This is a genomic window from Sphingobacterium micropteri, from assembly GCF_014692515.1.
Lineage (GTDB): Bacteria > Bacteroidota > Bacteroidia > Sphingobacteriales > Sphingobacteriaceae > Sphingobacterium > Sphingobacterium micropteri.
The window spans coordinates 1-20,733 of record NZ_JACOIK010000004.1; the positions used below are offsets into that span (position 1 = coordinate 1).

At 35.5% G+C, this 20,733-nt stretch carries 18 protein-coding genes; 12 read left to right on the forward strand and 6 right to left on the reverse strand.

Features of this window, described 5'->3' with window-relative positions; translation table 11 throughout:
• Nucleotides 1–109 precede the first annotated feature (109 nt).
• Nucleotides 110–358, reverse strand: coding sequence for a hypothetical protein (locus H8B06_RS05905; RefSeq protein WP_190993385.1), 249 nt, complete (start codon nt 356–358; stop codon nt 110–112).
• Between the two features lie 662 nt (nt 359–1,020).
• On the opposite strand from H8B06_RS05905, the gene H8B06_RS05910 reads away from it, so the two are divergent.
• The 3 genes from H8B06_RS05910 (at nt 1,021) to H8B06_RS05920 (ending at nt 2,716) form a co-directional block, all read left to right on the forward strand.
• On the forward strand, nt 1,021–1,434 hold the full coding sequence (locus H8B06_RS05910; RefSeq protein ID WP_190993386.1) for a helix-turn-helix domain-containing protein: 414 nt from the start codon (nt 1,021–1,023) through the stop codon (nt 1,432–1,434).
• Between the two features lie 21 nt (nt 1,435–1,455).
• Nucleotides 1,456–1,848 carry a hypothetical protein gene (locus tag H8B06_RS05915; RefSeq protein WP_190993387.1) on the forward strand — a complete coding sequence of 131 codons (393 nt, stop codon included), beginning with the start codon at nt 1,456–1,458 and terminating at the stop codon, nt 1,846–1,848.
• A gap of 187 nt (nt 1,849–2,035) precedes the next feature.
• Entirely contained in the window at nt 2,036–2,716 is a 681-nt protein-coding gene (locus H8B06_RS05920) for an Abi family protein (protein ID WP_190993388.1), read from the forward strand.
• Between the two features lie 559 nt (nt 2,717–3,275).
• Here the strand turns inward: H8B06_RS05920 and H8B06_RS05925 are convergent.
• From H8B06_RS05925 to H8B06_RS05935, 3 genes are all read right to left on the reverse strand, one after another.
• Entirely contained in the window at nt 3,276–4,079 is an 804-nt protein-coding gene (locus H8B06_RS05925; protein WP_190993389.1) for a hypothetical protein, read from the reverse strand.
• Nucleotides 4,080–4,347: 268 nt separating this feature from the next.
• Nucleotides 4,348–5,103, reverse strand: coding sequence for a Cthe_2314 family HEPN domain-containing protein (locus H8B06_RS05930; protein ID WP_190993390.1), 756 nt, complete (start codon nt 5,101–5,103; stop codon nt 4,348–4,350).
• A gap of 25 nt (nt 5,104–5,128) precedes the next feature.
• On the reverse strand, nt 5,129–6,469 hold the full coding sequence (locus tag H8B06_RS05935; RefSeq protein ID WP_190993391.1) for a hypothetical protein: 1,341 nt from the start codon (nt 6,467–6,469) through the stop codon (nt 5,129–5,131).
• Nucleotides 6,470–6,650: 181 nt separating this feature from the next.
• On the opposite strand from H8B06_RS05935, the gene H8B06_RS05940 reads away from it, so the two are divergent.
• The 9 genes from H8B06_RS05940 to H8B06_RS05980 all read left to right on the forward strand — a co-directional run bounded on the left by H8B06_RS05940 (nt 6,651) and on the right by H8B06_RS05980 (nt 16,936).
• On the forward strand, nt 6,651–7,763 hold the full coding sequence (locus tag H8B06_RS05940; RefSeq protein ID WP_190993392.1) for a hypothetical protein: 1,113 nt from the start codon (nt 6,651–6,653) through the stop codon (nt 7,761–7,763).
• Nucleotides 7,764–8,137: 374 nt separating this feature from the next.
• Nucleotides 8,138–9,043 carry a hypothetical protein gene (locus H8B06_RS05945; RefSeq protein WP_190993393.1) on the forward strand — a complete coding sequence of 302 codons (906 nt, stop codon included), beginning with the start codon at nt 8,138–8,140 and terminating at the stop codon, nt 9,041–9,043.
• Between the two features lie 156 nt (nt 9,044–9,199).
• Complete coding sequence (locus H8B06_RS05950; RefSeq protein ID WP_190993394.1) at nt 9,200–10,255, forward strand: hypothetical protein; 1,056 nt, start codon at nt 9,200–9,202, stop codon at nt 10,253–10,255.
• Between the two features lie 55 nt (nt 10,256–10,310).
• Nucleotides 10,311–11,216 (forward strand): hypothetical protein, encoded by a 906-nt coding sequence (locus H8B06_RS05955; protein ID WP_190993395.1) that lies wholly within the window; start codon nt 10,311–10,313, stop codon nt 11,214–11,216.
• A gap of 134 nt (nt 11,217–11,350) precedes the next feature.
• Nucleotides 11,351–12,517: an AbiH family protein gene (locus H8B06_RS05960; protein ID WP_190993396.1), complete on the forward strand. Its 1,167-nt coding sequence runs from the start codon at nt 11,351–11,353 to the stop codon at nt 12,515–12,517.
• 1,382 nt (nt 12,518–13,899) lie between these two features.
• On the forward strand, nt 13,900–14,124 hold the full coding sequence (locus tag H8B06_RS05965; protein WP_190993397.1) for a hypothetical protein: 225 nt from the start codon (nt 13,900–13,902) through the stop codon (nt 14,122–14,124).
• Between the two features lie 194 nt (nt 14,125–14,318).
• On the forward strand, nt 14,319–15,278 hold the full coding sequence (locus tag H8B06_RS05970) for a hypothetical protein (protein ID WP_190993398.1): 960 nt from the start codon (nt 14,319–14,321) through the stop codon (nt 15,276–15,278).
• Between the two features lie 6 nt (nt 15,279–15,284).
• A complete protein-coding gene (locus H8B06_RS05975; RefSeq protein ID WP_190993399.1) occupies nt 15,285–16,148 on the forward strand; it encodes a pPIWI-associating nuclease domain-containing protein in 864 nt (287 codons plus the stop codon).
• Nucleotides 16,149–16,177: 29 nt separating this feature from the next.
• On the forward strand, nt 16,178–16,936 hold the full coding sequence (locus H8B06_RS05980) for a hypothetical protein (protein ID WP_190993400.1): 759 nt from the start codon (nt 16,178–16,180) through the stop codon (nt 16,934–16,936).
• A 324-nt stretch (nt 16,937–17,260) separates the two neighbouring features.
• Here the strand turns inward: H8B06_RS05980 and H8B06_RS05985 are convergent, their stop codons facing one another.
• A complete protein-coding gene (locus tag H8B06_RS05985; RefSeq protein ID WP_190993401.1) occupies nt 17,261–19,939 on the reverse strand; it encodes a TrlF family AAA-like ATPase in 2,679 nt (892 codons plus the stop codon).
• Between the two features lie 237 nt (nt 19,940–20,176).
• Nucleotides 20,177–20,641, reverse strand: coding sequence for an aspartate-ammonia lyase (locus H8B06_RS05990; protein WP_190993402.1), 465 nt, complete (start codon nt 20,639–20,641; stop codon nt 20,177–20,179).
• Between the last annotated feature and the right edge of the window lie 92 nt (nt 20,642–20,733).

Below are 20,733 nucleotides of genomic sequence, written 5' to 3' on the forward strand. Positions count from 1 at the left end.
CCACCGAACCTCTAACAACGCTCAGATCCACCGCCATTATCTTAAATGAATCATCAAACTTTCTATGCATCTCTACAAATTTAAAATTACTTATTAAATCTGTCTCGCACTAAAGGTAGCAACTCCAGTCGAACACTTCCCGAACAGCGCCCGAACCAGTGTCGAACAAATCCCGAGGATATTCCGAAGAAACGTCGAACACCTCTCGAACGGTTGCCGAAGGCAAGGCAAGGACGCTCTCTCCAACTGGATGGTTTAAAATTTTGGATAATCTAGGTGGTTTTTCTTTTCGGGAACAAGCTCCTCCTTCGCGTTGGCTAAAGGCCAGTCCTCTCCCACCCTTGTAAAAATTGTTCATTTTTCGAGGTTTTTAGGGTGTGGCCCGAGGTGCTTAGGCGATTTTTCCTTGCTAGCTCATCACTGTGCCTAAGCGGAACTTAGGCCACACAGTTAGTAAAAATTTTGAAAAGTGATTGCGGACTAAACAGGATTTCATAATTAAAACAATCGGTTTGTATTGCCGCATCTTTTGGAAAGCCTTAATGGCAAAACAAGCTCAATTAGCTCGCGGGCTTTGTGATGTTTTTGAATAATTGTTTTTTATGCATAACTCGCTTGTTTATAAACGAGTCTCTTAGGAGCGGGTTTATAGCTATAAGCATGAGGCCCCAACCTATGGTTCTGGAGGGCTAGCACACCCTGAGCACACATAAGAAGGGAACCCCATGCTTATAACATGGGAGTTCTTACTTCTCATCTTGTGCTCAATTGAAAGTGCTAGTTTCCAGAACAAGACTCGAAGCAGAAGCTTCATTGTTTCTATTGAAGATTCTGCGAATTTACTAAATTAAGTAAACTATCCAATCAAAATGTAATAGTCACCGCTGTGCTATACATTACTAAAAACAAAAGTACAATCATAATTTGTGAAATGCTATTATTTTTAGTAGTTTTACCATCATAAAAAGTAGTAAAAAACTATTTACCAATTGAAAATCAAAAAAGTTATCTTTGTTAAATATGTCAACTGAAGAGAATAAATCATATCTAGATTTGGACAATAAAAAAATTGGGCAGAAAATATATATCCAACGAAAAATCAAGGGTCTAAAAGCTTTTGATGTTGCTGAACGGCTTGGCATAAAGGAAGCAGCTTATACCAAGTATGAACGTGGCGAAACAAAAATTACTATCGAATTTGTTAGGAAAGTGTCAGAAATATTAGATATCGATCCGTTACTTTTACTTTCTTCTTCTGATATAAATTATTTCGACAATATACATAACTCACCAATAATGAGTACTTTTCACACTTATCAATCAACAAACGAACGACAGAACGAAGCTATTCTATTATTGATTGAAAATGTCGTAAGAATGAATAAAAGTATCATGCTTCTGCTGGATAAGGAGCTCCAAAAACAGAATAAATAAGTTTTAGTTACTATTTTAATTATGGATATTCAAAAACTAATTGAGAATATAGATAAAGAAAAATTTGCAATCAAATTTCAGGTACATAGAGAAATAAGTGGTATATCCACAAAAGAGGCAGCTGTCAAATTAAATGTAGAGGAAAATGAAATTGTAGCCATTGAAAATGCGAATGGCAAAATCACACCCGAGTTAGTAAAAAACACTGCTGTCTTATTCAAAACAGACGTTTCTTCCCTACTTTCTTCTTCCACAAATCTTAGTCATTTCGAACATGTATACAGTTCACCAATAAATAGTACTTTTCATACTTTTAAGTCTACTGATGAGAAACAAAGTGAGGCAATTTTGCTATTAATTGACAACGTTACCAGCATGAGTAATCGTATAACAGAATTACTAGAGCAAAAATAGCTTTGGGTTTAATTAAAGATTATAGGGAAAGTGCGTGAGGAGATTAGGCGGTTTAGGGAAGTATAAAAAAATAAAGGGATACCAAAACGGCATCCCTTTAATCTCCTACTTAGTTACGTTTCATTGCTGAAAGAGGCTTTACCAAGTCTTACGCTACAAATATACCAATATTAAACCAATTATCAAAATGAAGATTGATCTTAGACATAAATATTTATCTAGACCGCGATACAATAGGTATCTTCAAGCAACACAATCCGATATACCTCGAGCAAAGCGTCTATATAACGCCAATATACGTCTAGCACAGGCTTTTCATCCGTTACTTACACAGTTTGAAGTGGTATTGCGCAACTCTATCCAGAATACGGTAACTACACATTTTAAAGACGCAGATTGGATAATTAACCAAAAGAATGGATTTATGTCACACCCTTCGCTCTCTAATTCCAGATACTTCTTAAAGGAATCTATCTCTAATACGGAACGAAAGCTTCGTCGGAGAAAAATTGCTATCACAAGCGGTAAACTTTTGGCTGATCAAACATTCGGTTTTTGGACAGCCCTCTTTCTTGGGCATCACTATTCATTGCTGAACGGATGTCCAATACATGTCTTTCCTTATAAGCCATCGTCTGAAAACCGTGCAAGCATCTATACCAAATTAGAGAAAATAAAAGAGTTCAGGAATAGAATAAATCACTGTGAACCGATTTGTTTCAACGGCAGTCATATCGATTGTTTGGATGCAGAAGATATATACAAAACCTTATACGATTTAATTGCGTGGTTAGATCCACAGTTAACTCCATTCTTTTCCGACATCGACAATGTGCCAAGCAAAATAAAGCTGATCAAGAGGATTTGAAAATTAAAGGAAGGTCATTACAAAATGAACTGAAAAGGCACCCGAATGTTCAAGTCGATCCTCATCCATGAAAGGGAACACGAATGTATATAGGAAGAAGTAATTGAGGTGGTCGTTGACAAGAAGTACTGAAGAACAACGATATATAAAAGCTAATCATGGGAGGTAAGAAGTATTTGATTTTATTGCTGGTGGTTCTGACTATCTTATTGAGTTACGTTTACTTGAGAAAATCTAACTTTTTTGAGATCGATGCATGTTTAGATTGCGGAGGACGCTGGAATTATCAAACCGAGGAATGTGACAGTACTGATCTAAAGAAAGATATTCAATGGTAAGTATTATTCGAAAATTGATCTCTATTTTTACTAAATGTCGATTAACAACCCGATTAGATGAAATGAATAAAAGAAGTTTTATCGAAAGAAAAGAGAAAAGAAGGTGGCCAAAAAGGTCACCTTCAGGTCAAAAAAAATCCGGCACTGGACCGGATCTTATACGCTTGTGAATACGTATAGCCACTGAGTACTGCTTCCTCAGCGATTACGTTGTATTTAATTTAATTGAATCGTCCGGCCTGATTGTCCGCTTCAACGGCAAGCTGTATAACATAACCTACCATGAAAGCATCCACAATTGAAAGCGCATAATCTCGATCGATCGGCAGCTTATCGGGGGTCAGTAATTTCTCATCAATATATTTTTCGGCATCCCACATTTTACGGACTAATCTCGGGTTATCCGGTCCAATCCTTTCAAAAACACGCTCGAAAGCGGCGTTAGCTGTTTCTATAAATTCAGTTCGATCCGCACCAGAAAGTGGTAAAGTGGTAATTTGCACGGGAGTTTTCATTTTCTTTGGTTTGTTAATTTGGCTTGCCGTAGATTGTTCTTTAATAGCGGGAATTTCTTCCTTTTGGCGTAAGCGATGATCCATGCCATCAGTTTGATGCCCTTCTACTTCGTCAAAGACCGCTTTGAAAATATCCAGTTTAAGCTCGTCATCGTATAGAAAACCATTCTCACGTTGTTCCCCCGAGATATAGATATCCCATTCATCGACACTGATTTTGTGCATGTTATCGAACAGCAGTTTAGATAGTTCCAACGCCGGCGGAGAAGCTTTCAGCATTTCCGCCCACTTCCTAAACCCCGCCAATAGCGCGATGTAGTGCTGGGCTTTCATAAGAGAAAAATTGTCTTCATCGATGTCATAATCGAGAGCGAGTGCATCTACGTCAAAATACTTTGGCGTGTACGCATAAAGGTCACGCCCATAAGTGGGATCGAAATAAGGTTTTTGTGTTTTAAAATCTTTGTACAGATTTTTTGCCTGGAGTTTAAAGTACTCAATAGTTTCCATAATACATTCCTGTTGCACCGACTTAATATCCTGAATTTTTGGCGTTCGTAATCTTGTTTGGATAATAAGCAGGCAGGTTTGCATTATTAAACTATTGGCTGATGAAATCTTTGCACGAACGGGCAAGCTTGCCAACAAGCATAAACAATTATAGGAATTAGTTTCTTTACGACAAAATATATTGTGATAATTCTTGCAGACATTGCCCGCACGGGCTGAGAAGTTTCCGGGTCTTTATTAAACCTATAAAGTTGCTAATATGCACATACTAATCGATCATTGACTCTAGATGAAAGCCCTTATTTATAAGCTCTAGTCGTAATGATTGCATAAAATTAGACATAGCATTTAATGATTTACGCATAATTCTAACCTGTTCTTCGAAACGAACCATATGCCCTGTGCCTGCACTGTACGTACTACCATCATTAGAAACACTACTCCTACGGTCTGAATCTAACATCGAAAAGGAATGCACCATCGAATTGCGTATCGTATTAGCTTCTTTCATTTCTGTCTCCATATCGATAACGATACTGTATATATTGTAGTAATCGTATTCCTTCAATCTCTTTTTGAGGTTATTCATCGTGACAAAAGGATTCTCTCTATTCGATTTATCACTATTCTCAGCTAAGCATAATTCCCATGCCAAATTTATAATCTGTAATATCAGATCACGTGTAGATATCAAATAATAAAATGTCATCTCACTATAAAGCTCGTATTGCAAAAGATTAATTATCTTACTCTCGCGTTTGTAATCGCAGGACGTCAACGCAACTCCACGATCGAAATTTACCATGGCATTGATAAATGACTGCCTGAGATTCCAAGTTTTTTTATTGAGGAGACAATCCCACTCGTGCAGATTTTGTATCTGATTCACTTCGGCAATTGTCTTTTTTTTATTCATGAGCAGATCTATTTCTGATACCCAAGGGAAACCAAAACTACTAACAACTGGTGTTTCATCTACAAACTTACCCCATTCCTCTTTCGTAGGATATGAGTAGCTACTCATTTTTAACATCATATTGATAAATTCATTACTTTATTGCCCACGGAACTCGTTCACCAGAATCGGTCCACTTATTTACACTGGTACGATTATTATAGAGGCCCTTATAATCCAAAATAAAGAGAATCGATAACTCTACATACCAAAGGCCCAAATGAAGTGTTTGAAAGGTAACCTCGCTAGATACTATAAGCATTTTCCTTCGTTTATTGACGTTACCGTGTACGAGCGCATTCCTAATCTCGGTTATAGCCTTTGGTCCGTTGTCATATCCTAAATGTGAGGAAAGACTGTTATATAATTCCGGGATATTGATGGGTACATTTAGTTGTGCCAGAATACACGCTATCTTCTGTTCAGCGCTTAATCGCTTTGCGGATTTCTTATCAATTAATCGAAGATGTTCGACAACCAACCAATTAAAAATGAGCTCTAGTGCGGTTTGCATTAGAATTATGGAGCCTTCTAGCTTCCCTGCATTAGAATTCGATTCTACATACCAATGTATCACAGTTATTAAAAAATCACGATCCAATTCGTCCTTCCAAAGTTCATTGAACTTTCCCCAAATATCTTTAAATACGGGGAAGTGGATTGAACTCCACGAGCTGACATATTGATACGGTTCGATTGTCTCCTGGGAAAAATCTATAAAGACAGGCCGTCCATCGACCATTCCTGCATTCATTATTGTCCCAGCTTTTCTACCATTAATAAAACTTAAAAAAACAGGAATGATATATTTAAACTCTTTAAAAGACAATTGTTGATACAGATCCAGTCTTCCCGTATACAAGATATCATATTGCCCATCGGTTTTCAGCTGACGAAATCTCTGTTTAAAATCTTCGACTTTGTCGATTGCGAGAAAAGGATTAGTTTTAGAAATCAAAAACCTATCCATAGACCTCCGTGTATTGGTGCCTTTTACATCCATTAGCAATTCTCCACCAAATAACTCTCGCATGTTTGGAATTGCAAATAACAAATAATCTGGTTCGGTGTCTTCTATTGGCCAAAAGAAATCACGTGATACACCATATGCAAAGGACTTCTCTGGATCTGAGCTTATGGTAGAATCATTAATAACTATACTACCGCAATCTCTGCCTCCTATCAAAATCTGGTAGGCAAAGTCATGTATACTGGGTGAATCAGACACTGATATTATTCTTCCACTGATAAATACCTTTGGATATCTAACCAATTTGTATTCGACCTTGCCATGCAATAAAATATCATTATGTTCGCAATGTAACTTTATCTCACCTTCATAGATGAGATAAGTTCCACCTCCAATGACGATTGGATGTTTAAGTCTTTCAGGATGCTCCTTTCTACATACTACAGTCTTACTTGTTTCTTTCACTTGTTATTCTCCTCAACACTTAGGTTGAATTAAAATGCTAAAATCTCCGTCAAATCGGTTCCTATTTGACCATCCTAAATATACTACAATTTTTTATTGCTAGACGACAGTCAAATTACCTTGCTTTAGATAGCTGATTTCTGTAAATTTAGAAGGTAGGAAATATCAATAATATTATATCATGATACATTACAAAGATGATGCATATCTGTTTGATGAATTATTTGGCGAATTATTCCGAGCCCCAAACGTACATTTAGTCAAGAAACGATTAAAAAACTATTCCGATGCGCCAGCCTATCATGGGGTCATATGCTTCAGCGATAAAGACGGTAGCATCAGCACCTTTATCGATGTTAATAAAAAAGAAATCAATAAACTCTCTCTCTCCTGTAGCTTAAGCTTCTATGATTCCAAGGGACGCCACAATGAAAATTTACTATCGAACTTTTCAATAGATCTTTATGTGGTCCTTAGGCGACCAGAATGTGTAGAAAACCATATATTAATGGGATTCGATGAGCTATTGGTGTATTTAAAAATACAGAGAAATGCAGAATTACAAAGTTCGCTCAATCTTCCAACACTCTCTGCGTGTGAATGTACAACTCAAAAGTTTAATTATATCAATGAAGGACGTAGAATAAGAAAGATATATTTTCCTTCATATAGTGGTCCAGTATTGGATATTTATTTTGAAAATGAGCTAAATGAAGTTTTTGTTATAACTAGAAACGCTCTCACCTTTCTTAAAACACATAAAGAGCGTGTATTTGAGGAATTAGAACTACTTGGAAACCACGATTCTGGATTGAACCTTTATCCTAGATATAATAATTGCATAGCCGAAACAGCACAGGGGTTATATAATTTTTGGGAAAGGATAGCTTTCATCTTCACTGAATTCTACCCATTAAACGCTAACGCTAAGAACCCGCCATCTTATGGTAAATACTTTAGGGACAAAGGAAAATCACTAGATCCATCATTAAAAACACATCTATTTAACTGGTTTTTTAATAGGTTAGATAACGAACATAGTCGGTTATCTACTATGAGGCATCCATCAATTCATTATAACTCTTCTAACACCCCATCAGGTATGAGAAGCGTTCAGTTAATAAAGGATTTTCACAAACAACTCGATATCGCGGAATTAAAAGAGATCTGGAGTAACGAAATTGATTTTTTAAACGCTGAACTAGAGGTGCTGTCTGAAGCGTTAGAAAAAGCGCTTTTGCTTATTGAAGAATGGGCAATTATCAAGAAGACTAAAGAGAGTCAGTCGAACTAAAATTTAAAACCAAAACCTTTATGAAATATTCACTAGTAGACAACGTAAAGACTGAAATTTTTGAAAAAGGGAAAGGTATCTGCGAGTGTTGAGGAAGTCCCGCTATCCTGCTTGGTAACGTAAAGCTGCTAATTTAACCATTAAGACGTGTACGCACCTACAACTTACCGCATACTGAGGGATTGTTTTTAAAATATAGCAAGGTTTTGATTAATGAGAGGTTTTTGCTATTTTTAGGTGAAGTAAGATTATTGACCGAGGTCGCTACTTTAAGAATAAGAAACAGGATATAGAAACGATTTAGAGAATGATTTTGTATTTCGGTTTCGTATAAATAATTGTTAGACGACATTTTAATAACCCTAACGCTAAAAATGAAACAAACTCTATTATTTGGAAATGGAATAAACTATTTAAGTGAAAACTTCATTTCCTGGAAAGAACTACTTGAAATAATAAAAGGAGAAAATTTATTTGAAAATGGTAAGCTTCCTAATACAATGATTTATGAAAGAGGAATTATAGGAAATCCTGTTTCGTTTGACACCTTATCTAAAAAAGAGGGATTCATAAAAGAGCAAATTGCGAAAAGATTAAGTACTCATCCCACCAATAAATATTATTTCGATTTTTTCAGATTAGGATTTCAAAATTATTTGACTACTAATTATGACTACACCTTTATAAATTCATTAAAAGAAGAAATTTCATTTGAAATAACCGAAAAAAGCACTGAGGGAGTATATAGTGTTAGACGAAAAAAAACAATTGTTACAGAAAATAAAGAGTTTGATATCTGGCATATACATGGAGAGATTAATACAATCCCATCAATTATGTTGGGATTAGATCATTATTGCGGAAGTATTGGAAAAATAGATAGCTATGTTAAAGGCAATTATACATACCAATTAAACAATCAAAAAGTAGGAACTAAAAGCATTTCGGACAAACTAAAATCAGGAGAGTTTGACGGTATTAGTTGGATTGAATTATTCTTCAACTCAGATATACATATCGTTGGATTTGGATTTGATTATAGTGAAATTGACTTGTGGTGGATTTTAAATAAAAGAGCTCGTATGATGCTAAGTAACAATTCAGAAAAGCAAATTAAAAACACGATATATTACTATACAACTGAAGAAGATAAGGACCAAACAGAGTTGCTAAAATCTCTAAATGTTAAATTAGTTTATATCAAAAAAGACAGCACCAAAAATCCTTATCCTCAAGCATATAAAAAAATTATTTCTTCAATTAGAAAAAACATCGCTTAAAAAGGAGTTTGGCAAACCGACTGAAGAGCGCACCGCAAGTAATCGGCGGGGTTATTGGTTAATTGACTACGAAGGACAACTTCCTACAAATTATACCATCACTTCATGAAGCTACCGAATCGTTGCCGACTATCATAAAACGCACAATCATAAACAATGACAGTAGACAAACTAAAAGAACTTCTTGACGAATTTTTAAATAGATGGAGAGTTGACAATATCCAAAATTTAACATTACAAGAATATGTTGGAGTTGGAAATAAGGACACGTTTTGCCAATGGGTTGAGACAAAAACAAGAATGCTGGGAAGTATAAAAGGTTTGACCTCTATAAAGTTTGGAATTTACGAGCGAAAAGACCAGAGCAAAAAACCAAAAAATTACAAAAATGATGATCAGTATTCTTGGTTACAAGGTTATGGAGATAATAGAAAAACAGCTTTTGAAAATACTAAAAGAGACTTAATTAAAATCATACGGCTTTCAGAAATTGGAAAATTTTCTGAAATAGACGATATACCCTTACCAGATTTATTTAAGTGGAAAGTTGCGTTTTTATACTCGAATGAAAGACTAATACCTATTTATAAACGGGACGTTTTATTCAGAATCGCAAACCATTTTGGTTTAATAACAAATCGACACACAAGAATTTCTGAAATTCAAAATGTAATGATGTTGAACAAACCTGCATATTTGGATGTGTATGCATTTATGTGGCAACTTTTTGACCGATTTAGCAATAATGAAAATAAAAACGAAATTCCCGGAATAGAAGAACGGAAAAGCCAAAGAAGAACAACAAGACAAGCTACAAAAGGACGAAACACAACACCACAAATAAGAACGGTGACACGTTCATACATTGCTGAACAAAAGCATAATAAAATTCAAGAGGCATTAGTAAGGATACTTTCAGAAAAATACGGGAAAGAAAATGTAATCCTCGAAGAAAATTATGTTGATATAAAACTAATTCAACCGAGGTTTGTAACCTTTTACGAAGTAAAATCATCTTCTTACGCCTCTGAATGTATAAAAGAAGCACTAGGACAAATTCTGCTTTATTCACTAAATCACACGGACAAAAGACCAAAAAAGCATATTGTGGTTGGACAATATCCTCCGACTGACAATGACAAAAAATATATTCAGTTTTTAAAGCAGAATTTAAAACTCAAATTTGATTACTTGAACGTAGAAATAGAATGATAACAGTCGTTAACAAGCAGTACCGACAACATCCTATCAATTACAATTTAACATTATGATAAACCTGTATTGGCCTGTGTATAAAAACCTAGAAAAGGAAGTAATTGATTTGTCAAATCAAATTCACTTTGATGATAAACAACTCTCGATATATTCAGTGAAAATTTCAGAATTGCTAATACGGTGTTCAGTTGAAATAGAAGCTATATCCAAAGATTTATTTATTAAGCTTGGAGGAATAGAGCCTTCGGATCGAGACCTGTACTTTGACACGGACTGCTTGCAATTACTGGAAGATAGTTGGCTACTAAGTAAGAAAAAACTGATAGTTTCAGCATCAAATTTCTATTTTCAAAATGATGAGAATAACATATTAGCACCATTGTTAAAAGCTAATAAGAGAGGATCGAGTAGTTGTGACTGGAAAAAAGCTTATCAGGCGGTTAAACATAATAGAACATTAAATTTACACAAAGGAAATATAAAGAACTTACTAAGAGCATTAGGTGCTTTATTCATACTTAATCTCTATTTCAAAGATGAAATTCTTAGTTTTGAAAAAGATAGTAAAGCTGTCAATTTTCCAATAAATATGGGGTCAGACATTTTTGCTATCAAATTACATAAATGGTTTAGTTATGATGGTGACCATAATTATGGAAAAAAGGAGGATTTTGATGAATGTATTTACCTTACCAAATATACTGAAGATTCTTTACAAAAGAATCGACAAGCAGTTCAAGAAATGAGTAATAAACAGCGGGAACTATTTCTTAAACATCCTAAATTTTTGGAATATGTTAAGACAAATGATATAAATGACTATAAAGGGCAAAATCTAATGTGGGACGTTTTAGGGCAGGAAGATTATATAAATATTATTAGAATTGCTGGTCAAAAACAGATTGAAGCTTTCAAAACAACTGAATTTGAAGCTATAATTAACAAAAACAGCGTATAACTGTACACAATGACCAGCGAAATAATTGGCCCTACATGAACGAAACGACTGGACCCCTATCGCCGAAATAGACAAGACACACACTAAATAAAAGAAGTAAAGCGTACCTTTGCCATAGATTATTATGGCCTCAAATGAAGAAACTAATTATTATCGGTAATGGCTTTGACCGTTCTCACGGGTTACCTACTAGCTATAGACATTTTATCGTTTGGCTTGTTAAAAAAGAATTTCGGGAGATGAACGTGGAAGAACCCGGAAAGACAAGACGAAAGCAATTTCCCTTATTTTCCTGCTCAATCAATAGGACTATTAAAGATTTTGATGCCTATGTTGAAAAGAACATTCACGAAATAATGAGAACTTGCCAAAACAAGCAACATTTCGAAGTAAGTTTTCCCGGTTCATCATATGGCGCCATACACGAGCGTACTACTCAACCACTAAGTATTAAAACAGATTCAATATTTGGTGAATCTCTCATATTAAATAGTTGCGGCGACTGGGTTGATATAGAAGATACATATTACCGTTGCTTAAAAAATATCTTGTATGAAACTACGAAAAGCACAGAGGCCAATAAACAGGAGCAAGTTAATAAGCTGAATAATCAGCTTAGCTATCTATGTGAAAATCTGAAGCAATATTTATTAGATCTACCGCAAGATACTTATATAGATGCTTACCGAGATATCATTACGAAACCCATTGATCATTCCTTATTATTTACAGCTTTTAACAAAAGTACACCGTACAATCATCATGCATCCGACACTTATATTTTAAATTTTAATTATACCAATACGGTTTCCCAATATGTAAATAGTTCCGACGTTTCAATAAACCAAATCCATGGGTCAATCACAGATGAACATAATCCTATGATTTTCGGATATGGAGATGAACTAGACGACGATTTCCAAGCAATGGAAAAGGAAGATGTCGACGGATTTCTCAAACACATAAAGTCATTATGGTATTTGAGGACTAAGAACTATCATAATTTACTTCGCTTTATTGAATCACAAACCTATCAGGTACAAATTATGGGTCATTCATGTGGCAGGTCCGATAGGACACTTTTAAATATGATTTTTGAGCACGAAAACTGTAATTCTATAGATATCTTTTATCGGGTAAAAAAAGATGGAACAGATAATTTTAATAAGATATGCGAGGATGTTTCAAGACAATTTAGGGACAAACAAAAACTCAGGAAACGGGTGCTTCCAAAGAATAGTATGAACGTGCTGCCGCAATACCGGGCTCAAGGGGATGAAAAACTAGAGATTGCTATCTGAAGCAGGTCTGTCTGATTTTGAGTTCACGAGGAGTCACATATCGACGCGTGTGTTTGAACATATAATATAAAACTATTGCAATGAATTTACAAATCCTTACACCTAAGCCGACACAAGACTGGGGGATCTTTTTAGAGTTCTGGTCTAATCAATATTTTTACAAATTGGAAGACAAATATAACTCAAGAATAAAACAGCATAGCTATAGTCCTGAGGATCTTAATGAGTTATATATATGGAAAAATGGTTCGCCGCTAAGTAAACTGAAACAGCGTAGCTTTGAGGAAAATATTTTGCCCCATATCGACCATATAAATTACAAAAAAAACTGTATAGATTACTCCTTTTCAGAACATATAAATAAGTTCAAAAAGGTTTCCGCAGTGTGGAATATATTCCTTTTGCACCTAATAAAACCTGACAGATATCCCATTTACGATCAGCACATACACAGGGCATTTGCCTTCATTACCGGCTCTGAAGATTTTCGGCTTGTTGATGAAAAGATTCACTCTACCCGGAAACTAAATTTTTACTCCAACCTATATTTTCCATTTATCGAGGAAAACCTTAAGCAATTCGATTTAAAAAAGGTAGACGAAGCGTTGTTCGCTCTTGGACAGTTTTTAAAGACAAAAAGGTATCAACTTATGTTTTCCAATCCCCGAGATGTGGATATGAACGGGCCCCTTTCCTCGGATTTGGTTACCTTCAATAGATTAAAGACTAGCATTTGTAACTATTATTTCTGACAGGATAAATGTTAATAAAATCCGCAACATGTTATTATGAAATTTGAAAACAAATAGCGAACTTCAAAGCATACGAACTTAGTTTCAATTAAAAACAAAGATTATGGGAATTAAACCGGGGCCAAAAAGAATCGCTAAATCAACGGGAAAACCAGACAGACGTCAACGAGATAATAAAGACACACCTGGTAATACACCATCACTAAAACCTCACAGGCATAAGAAGGGAGATTAATCAGATAGCCGGTAATGGACTTAAATAGCAAAGTCAGACTGATAATAATTTGAGAAAGACCTTTGGCTATAAATTAAATTCTCAGGCTATGTTAGATCCGGTAACTGTTTAGGGACGTAAAGCTCGATTAGGAGCGATAATCGCATGGCATTCCGACAGATGCTGACACGTCCAGCGTCAATCGGGATCAGATTCCGGAGCATATTAACCCTTTATAGGTTCTGATTTTGGTTTACTTTGGGAAAAAAGATATTACCCAATGGCGGGAAAACCTAAATCCATGAGTGAGATAAAGCAGATGATCAGGCTGCAAGCAGGGTTTGTGCGTGGGCATAAAATAGCCTATTTGGTTTGTGATATATACTGATATACCTTTGTATAAAATAATTCGCACCATGGAAATACAAAAAATAACCAACATGTGCTTGACGCAACTCAATCCTGTTTTGGCCGATGTAAATGTAATTCTTAAAAGAGGAGGAATGGTCAAGTTCAAAATAAAATTTGAAGACGATATGTCAAACTTTGACATTATGCATCCAGACATCGACACCCAGTCACACGGCGATGAAAACAGAGACAAGATTTGGGACTACTATCAAAAGGAAAAATCATTCTAACAGGTGGCTTACGCTTGGCGCTTTCTGGTTATGGGAATATAATTCCCATCCCTAAAAGAGATAAACTTGGTGCTTCTAGTATTTCTGAAGTAGTTACTACTGCTTTTAATTAAACTAGGGAGAAGTCACTATGAACTTCCAGCCAGCTTAAAATTAACTTCGCCGGAATATGTAATAGTTATAATGGAACTATTTTGATGAAATTTTATAACACCAACGGAATACCGACCGATACACCAGGAGAAGACCGCTTCTACATCGCCGAACTTATGAACGGTGAGCTTGGCTTTAGTACTGGAGATCAGAGCTACGAAATAGAAAAAATATGCATTCAGTTGAGGGATTACCTTGCCAAGAAGATATTCGGTGATATCCAAACCTACCATAGCTACTTCAGTACTCCTATATTCCCGTTCGCATCTCTTGCCGGTATCGATGCAGAAATAAAATTGTCAAAGGAAGACTTTGAGATCCTTATAAATAGTATTAAGGATAAGGAAAGATTTTTCAGGCTATTATACTATTTCGATGTTGAAAACTTGATCGGTACGTTGCAAAATTCTGTACTTGAGACAAAATATATTATAGGTAATTTCTACAAAACCCTAAATAACAACAGTTTCCTTGTACATAAAGATCTTACTGTAGTTGATAATGGCATACAATATGCTTCCGGCTATATTGTCACAAACATTACCTCACTCGTGAATCACTTATTTATCAACTTGTACAGCCAAATGGATTTTACAACGAAGATCATTTACGAAATGGAAAATCTCCATACGATTTTCTCGACTTATCCCAAATTGAAATCAAAGGATACAACATACGGGGATTCAAAGAAAACAGCACTTAGGGAGATGCCTGGCTCTATCTATGAAATGAGCGATACCATACGAATGATAATGTACCTACGGAATGAAATTGTTCATAACGCCTCCATTGATAGCATTCCCAAAGTATATCAGAATATAAAAAATAAAAAGATAATAGAGAAGTTTATATTACTTCCTGATTTCAGCAACGGAAAAATTAAAACTTACAAGAATAGGAAGCGTTTTTTTAATGATGATACGAAACTCAATGAGATTTTGCCCACACTTATTAGTGAGTTTTGGGACAAGTTGAAATTTACATTATCCGAAATTAAATAGGTGAAGATGAAAAAAACAGAAAAAATAACGCAGTTACTGACTAACCAGTTTGAACTTGATCTTTTTGAGGCATCACTTGCCGGTCTAAATGATAAAAGCAATAAATTACGCTATAATAACTTCGCCTACTCCATAAGGGAGTTATCACGGCATTTTCTTCATAATCTTGCACCAGAAAATCGGATTAAGAATTGCAATTGGTTCAAACCTGAGACACCAAATGGAAAACCAAGCAGAAATCAACGAATCAAATATGCAATTCAAGGCGGAATAGATGACGAACTTTTAGAAAAATGGGGATTTGAAGTTGAAGAGCTTAACGAGAATATAAAAGATGTCAAAGACACAATAGATATCCTAAGCAAATATACTCATATCAATCCAGAGGTATTCAACATCGACGAAGCTGATGTCGAAATAAACAGCCAAAAAGTATTAAAATCCTTTATCAGTTTGGTTGAAACAATTGAGAACTATCGGGAAGATATTAAAACGTTTCTTGACGGTCATATCGAAGAACACGTGATTTCATCTGTGATATCAAATTTCTTTAATAACGTTGACCAACTAGCACCTCACTATACCCTGGGACATAGTGAAGTTTCAGATTACCATATCTCAGAAATAAATGATCAGGAAATAATTGTTACCGTTCGTGGTGACCTGTATGTAATACTGGAATACGGATCAAGACAGGAACGACGTGAAGGCGACGGTCTTGATCTGGAAGAGAGTTTTCCGTTTGAAACCAAGATACGATACGAAATCAGTGAAGATTTTCCATCAGAGAGGCACGAAGTTGATGAATATGATGTGGACACTTCCAGTTGGTACGGAGATGAAGAAGAGGATATCATTATGCCTGACTAGGACTGAACTTCTAAATATTAAAGGATACTATGGCTATAATCAATCTGAACAACCTTTCAGGAATTCCAGCAAATTTCTTGAAGGAACTAAAAAGACATGATAGGATTTTCAAGGAAAATATATTTATAGAAACCATTTTGGAAGATATTTCCTTATTGTCGCTCGTTAAAGAAATAGATGCATTTTGTTGCAACAGGTTGATTGTGGGCTTTCATTATACAAGAGCAATATCTGATGAAATTGCAATTAGCGGCCTTTCTTGTCGCACAGGCGAAGAAATAAGGAGGGCTTTTATTTCTAAATACAGTACTATTTTTACAGAAAATGAATTACAACAAATTAAAAGTGAATGGAAGGCTCATTTCGACATTCAAAGCCAAAAATCAAGGGATAATCTCCTATTTTTTAATTTTACCACTTGTGCTTTAAATAACTACGGAGCAGAACCATTATTATCAAATTTTGGTGGGGAACAAGTATATATGCCATTACAAGATTTACCCGGAATAGGAGAAAAAATAAAAAATATCGGAATACCTCTTATATTAAAATGTATTCTGAAACCTTCCGATTTAAAGACCTTTTTCGAATATCCATGGGGGCATATTGCCGTTTCCTCATATCATTGCCGTATTAATCCTGAAGCAATACAGTTTGATCAGGATGGATTTCAAACTGTGGCAGTGAATCCGAATGACATAGAAATAATTGACTATTCTAAAGTACAAAATCAGAAATTCGAATTAGGTTATAAAGGTGGAACAATTTTAAATTTAAATACACTGTGACAAAACGGTTAACCATCTCTACTACTAAAACAGAAAGCTGAATTTATTAGTTCAAAAAATAAAAAGTGTAATATCTCGAAGTTTTTCTAGGGCGAGACAGGAGCCTGTTTCCATTATGATACATATATATGGAAGCTCCTAACGTTTCCGATTGGCTAACTTATTTATTGATCATTCATATAATTCAGGAATTGGGGCAAGGTGCAATTAAGGTAACTGTTGAGATCCTTCGACACCTTGTATATCCTTATGTACAATATCCATAAAATTGCGATTATCCAGAGAAACATAATGCAAATGTATACTTCCAAAAATTCAGAAACCTCACTTTAAATTATAAATTGTTTGTCTCTTTTTAAATGCAGTTTCACCACCCTCAAGAATTATACATGCCATTGTATTTGTCTTTTTGTTGTCTATTGACCCCCTGTCTACAATTGAGGTTTTCTCGTTCGTACTTTTTAAAGGCAATATAAGCTCAGAATCCCCGAGCACTGCGATATTAGCATTATGGGTTACTATTATAACCTGACGATGCTCTTTAATCCGTTTTAAGTTTTTAACTAGGGTTTTGTAAATGAACTCACTATCAAGATTATCTTCCGGCTGATCAATTATTAAGGGACAGTTTCTTTTCGAATAAAGCAAGAGCGTTAAGAGTATGGATTGCTGCTGTCCCATGGACAGTTTAGAAAAATCTCTTTCTACCACATTTTTTGCACCATCTTCGGTGGTCACCACCTTCTTGATTTTAATAAATGGTTTATCTTTAACAATCAGCCGTTCCAATTCTCCGAGTGTCGTAATATTTTTTAAGCGTCCAATGATATCCAAAGCTTCCTCGCCTGAAAAAACAGGTTGACCTCCGCTGTTGCGTAAGGCTGTGAGTAGGGCTACATCGTTTTTGTTTAAAGCCTCGATCAAATCAAAGTATGGGATTTTTTCGACTATCAAATCTGCTTTTGGAACCTGAGCAGTCCTGTATCCCATAACAGTTTTTATTAAGCTTACCAGTTCGGTAGATAAATTTTGCTTTTCAATGCTAAGCTCAACTTCATAATCGATTACCGACCCCCTTAGGTTTTCATTGACCGTATAAATGAATTTATAGCGCTCGTTATAAAGATTGTCTAAATTAATCTTACGGTCTCTTATAAGCTTCCTTCGTTCTTTGACTAATTCCTTATATTGCACTTCTTTCTGCTTTAAATCTTTCAGTTTGGCATCATAGTCACTTACATCACTAGTTGCTTTCCGTATAAAAGCCATATCCAACTTTATTCCTTGCGCTTCAAGGACAACCCTCTTTTCTTCTATATTTTTGATAATATCGACTTCTTTGGCTCTCCATTTTTCAATTTCTACCTTTAAGTTTCGTTTAAAGTCCGTAGAATCGACAACCACTTTGGAAGACTGCTGCCCAATTGATGTTATGTAACTATCCATAAGGCTTGAAACATTCCGATACTCTTCCTTCCCAACAATAATATCCGACTCAGTGATCGACTGCACCGCCTCTTTAAGAGAATTTGTATTGAGCCCATCTGTGATATTTTGTATATGCGCATCTAAATTCTCAAGCAACGCATTTCGAAGTACTCGTTCGTTGGCAATTCCTTCTTCTAATTCTACAATTTCCTTCACATTATTAGTCTTTAATTTTGCCAGCTGTCCTTTAGCATTGACAAAAGCCTGCTCGATCGTCGGGATGCGATCAATTTCGAGTTTTAGGCGCTCTTTAGATGTTTGATTTTGCAACAATTGATTTCGTATCGTCTCGTCATTGATTTCATAAACATTGGTATCAATAAAATTATCAATGAACTTCAATAAGATTTCTGGATCTTTCCCGCATTTTTGAATTGTAGCCGCAGTCTCTCCTTGACCGAAGCTTTCAATGGTCAATTGTTGGATTCCATTTTGGGGATCCGTAAAATTAATCGCCCTATTATACTTTTGCTTCTGAAATTCGAGTATCTGACCAGCTTCATCCTCATAAAATAATTTAATTGTATCAGGCCACACTTCATTATCTACAATATCATCCCGGGCGGGGTTTCCTGTGACTGCACGTATACACTCCAGGATCGTTGATTTGCCTGTACCACGACCGCCGATTAAGCTGTTGAAATTATCGCTGAAATGAATATAATTCTTATCTAGGATTCCTCCTTCAAAGCTGATACCAAGAAACTTTGGGAATGAAGTTGGAATACTTTCTTCTATCCGTATCCTAGCGTTCGCATCCAGAAAGGCTACCCTGAAAGAATTGAAATCTAAGGAATCCAACTTAAGCCTTGTTAATTTTTTCTTGCCAGTAAGATTCTTCCCTAAAGCCGGAAGTGTATGAGCATCCGAAGACATAACTTTTGCAATGTTATAAGAATTATCCTCTCTTAAGTCCTCAACCCTAGCTCTAAATAAACGTTTCCTGTCAGGGTTATCATCTAATTCAGTGAACCAATTTTCGGCGCTTTTATTGGAAATCTCCATACCGTAAAGTAAATCGTGCTTGAGGATAGCTTCTTTAAAGGGAGTGTAACCTGCCGTATAACTCTCAAACCCTGCATCAATGTCTATATGAGCCGCTATGCCAAAACCTCCATACTTACGAGCGACATCCAACGCCGCCGTTATCGTTGTATCACACTGCTTTTTATCCTGTGAAATCGTCAATTCGCCGTAAAACGATCTAATTTGCTCATAGGTTTCAAAATAAACAAGGAAATGACCCTGGCTGGTTGAAAGCTCGATGCCAGGTATAACCAAAATACTTTTCCCTTTTGCATATGCAAGCGCTTCCGGTATATTACCTATTTCATTATGGTCCGTTATACTTATCACTGAAATATTCTCTTTTATCGCTTCATCGATAATATTGGCCGGAATCATCTGCGTATCGGTTACATCATAAGAAGCATAGGGCCCATAAGAATGGATATGTAGGTCGGCTCTATAAAATTTAGCGCCATTTTCAATTGCAAGTAAATCAGTGAGGTACATAGTTTTTTAAGGTTCTAATTAAGATACTCGAATATAGCAAGCTTTTTTTAAATAGAATTTTTTAAGTTTCCAAGGTAAATTATTCTGTGGTCTGAAGGCTGTCGATAACTGTAGTCCTTTAAAGTACGAGCCATTAGAAACTATAGAGATTGTCTCTATAAAAATGAAGTTCGAGGAATGCTGGCAGATCGTGTCTCTGAAACGCAATTCCTGTGGCAATTACATAAAATAATTACGTTATCCAAACCCCAAAATACTCCAGTTATTCTTTCTTTCATAATCCCGAGCCGTAAAAAATTTAAAATCATGCCATCGAAAGGCCACTTCCTTTTTTTTGCTACCATCTTTTTTTACAACACTTATATAATTAGTGTAGTTAGTCTCAACAATACTCGATAAAATATCGTACTCATAAATGTAGTATTCAACGTCATTCTCTTTTAAATTAACCAATATCGTAAAAAGGTTTGGGTTATTTTTGCGCGTACAAATGTCGGTTCCCAACTTCCACCCTTGCTTATTCCGGACAGACATGGTTTTGACTTGAATAAAAATTGATTTCGTCCCATCCATATTTACAGCAACCAAATCATATAGAGGGTTATTCTTAGGAGTGGTTAGCGCTAAGATTCCACGTTTACCTAATTCAGCAGCTACAAAATATTCCCCAGTAACTGCTGTGATATTATTTTTTGAACTCATGTACTAATTATATTTTACGTTAATTGAGTTAATATTTAGATGAACAAGCTAACAATATGAAACGTCTCTCTTACTTCAGCTAACCGTTAAGC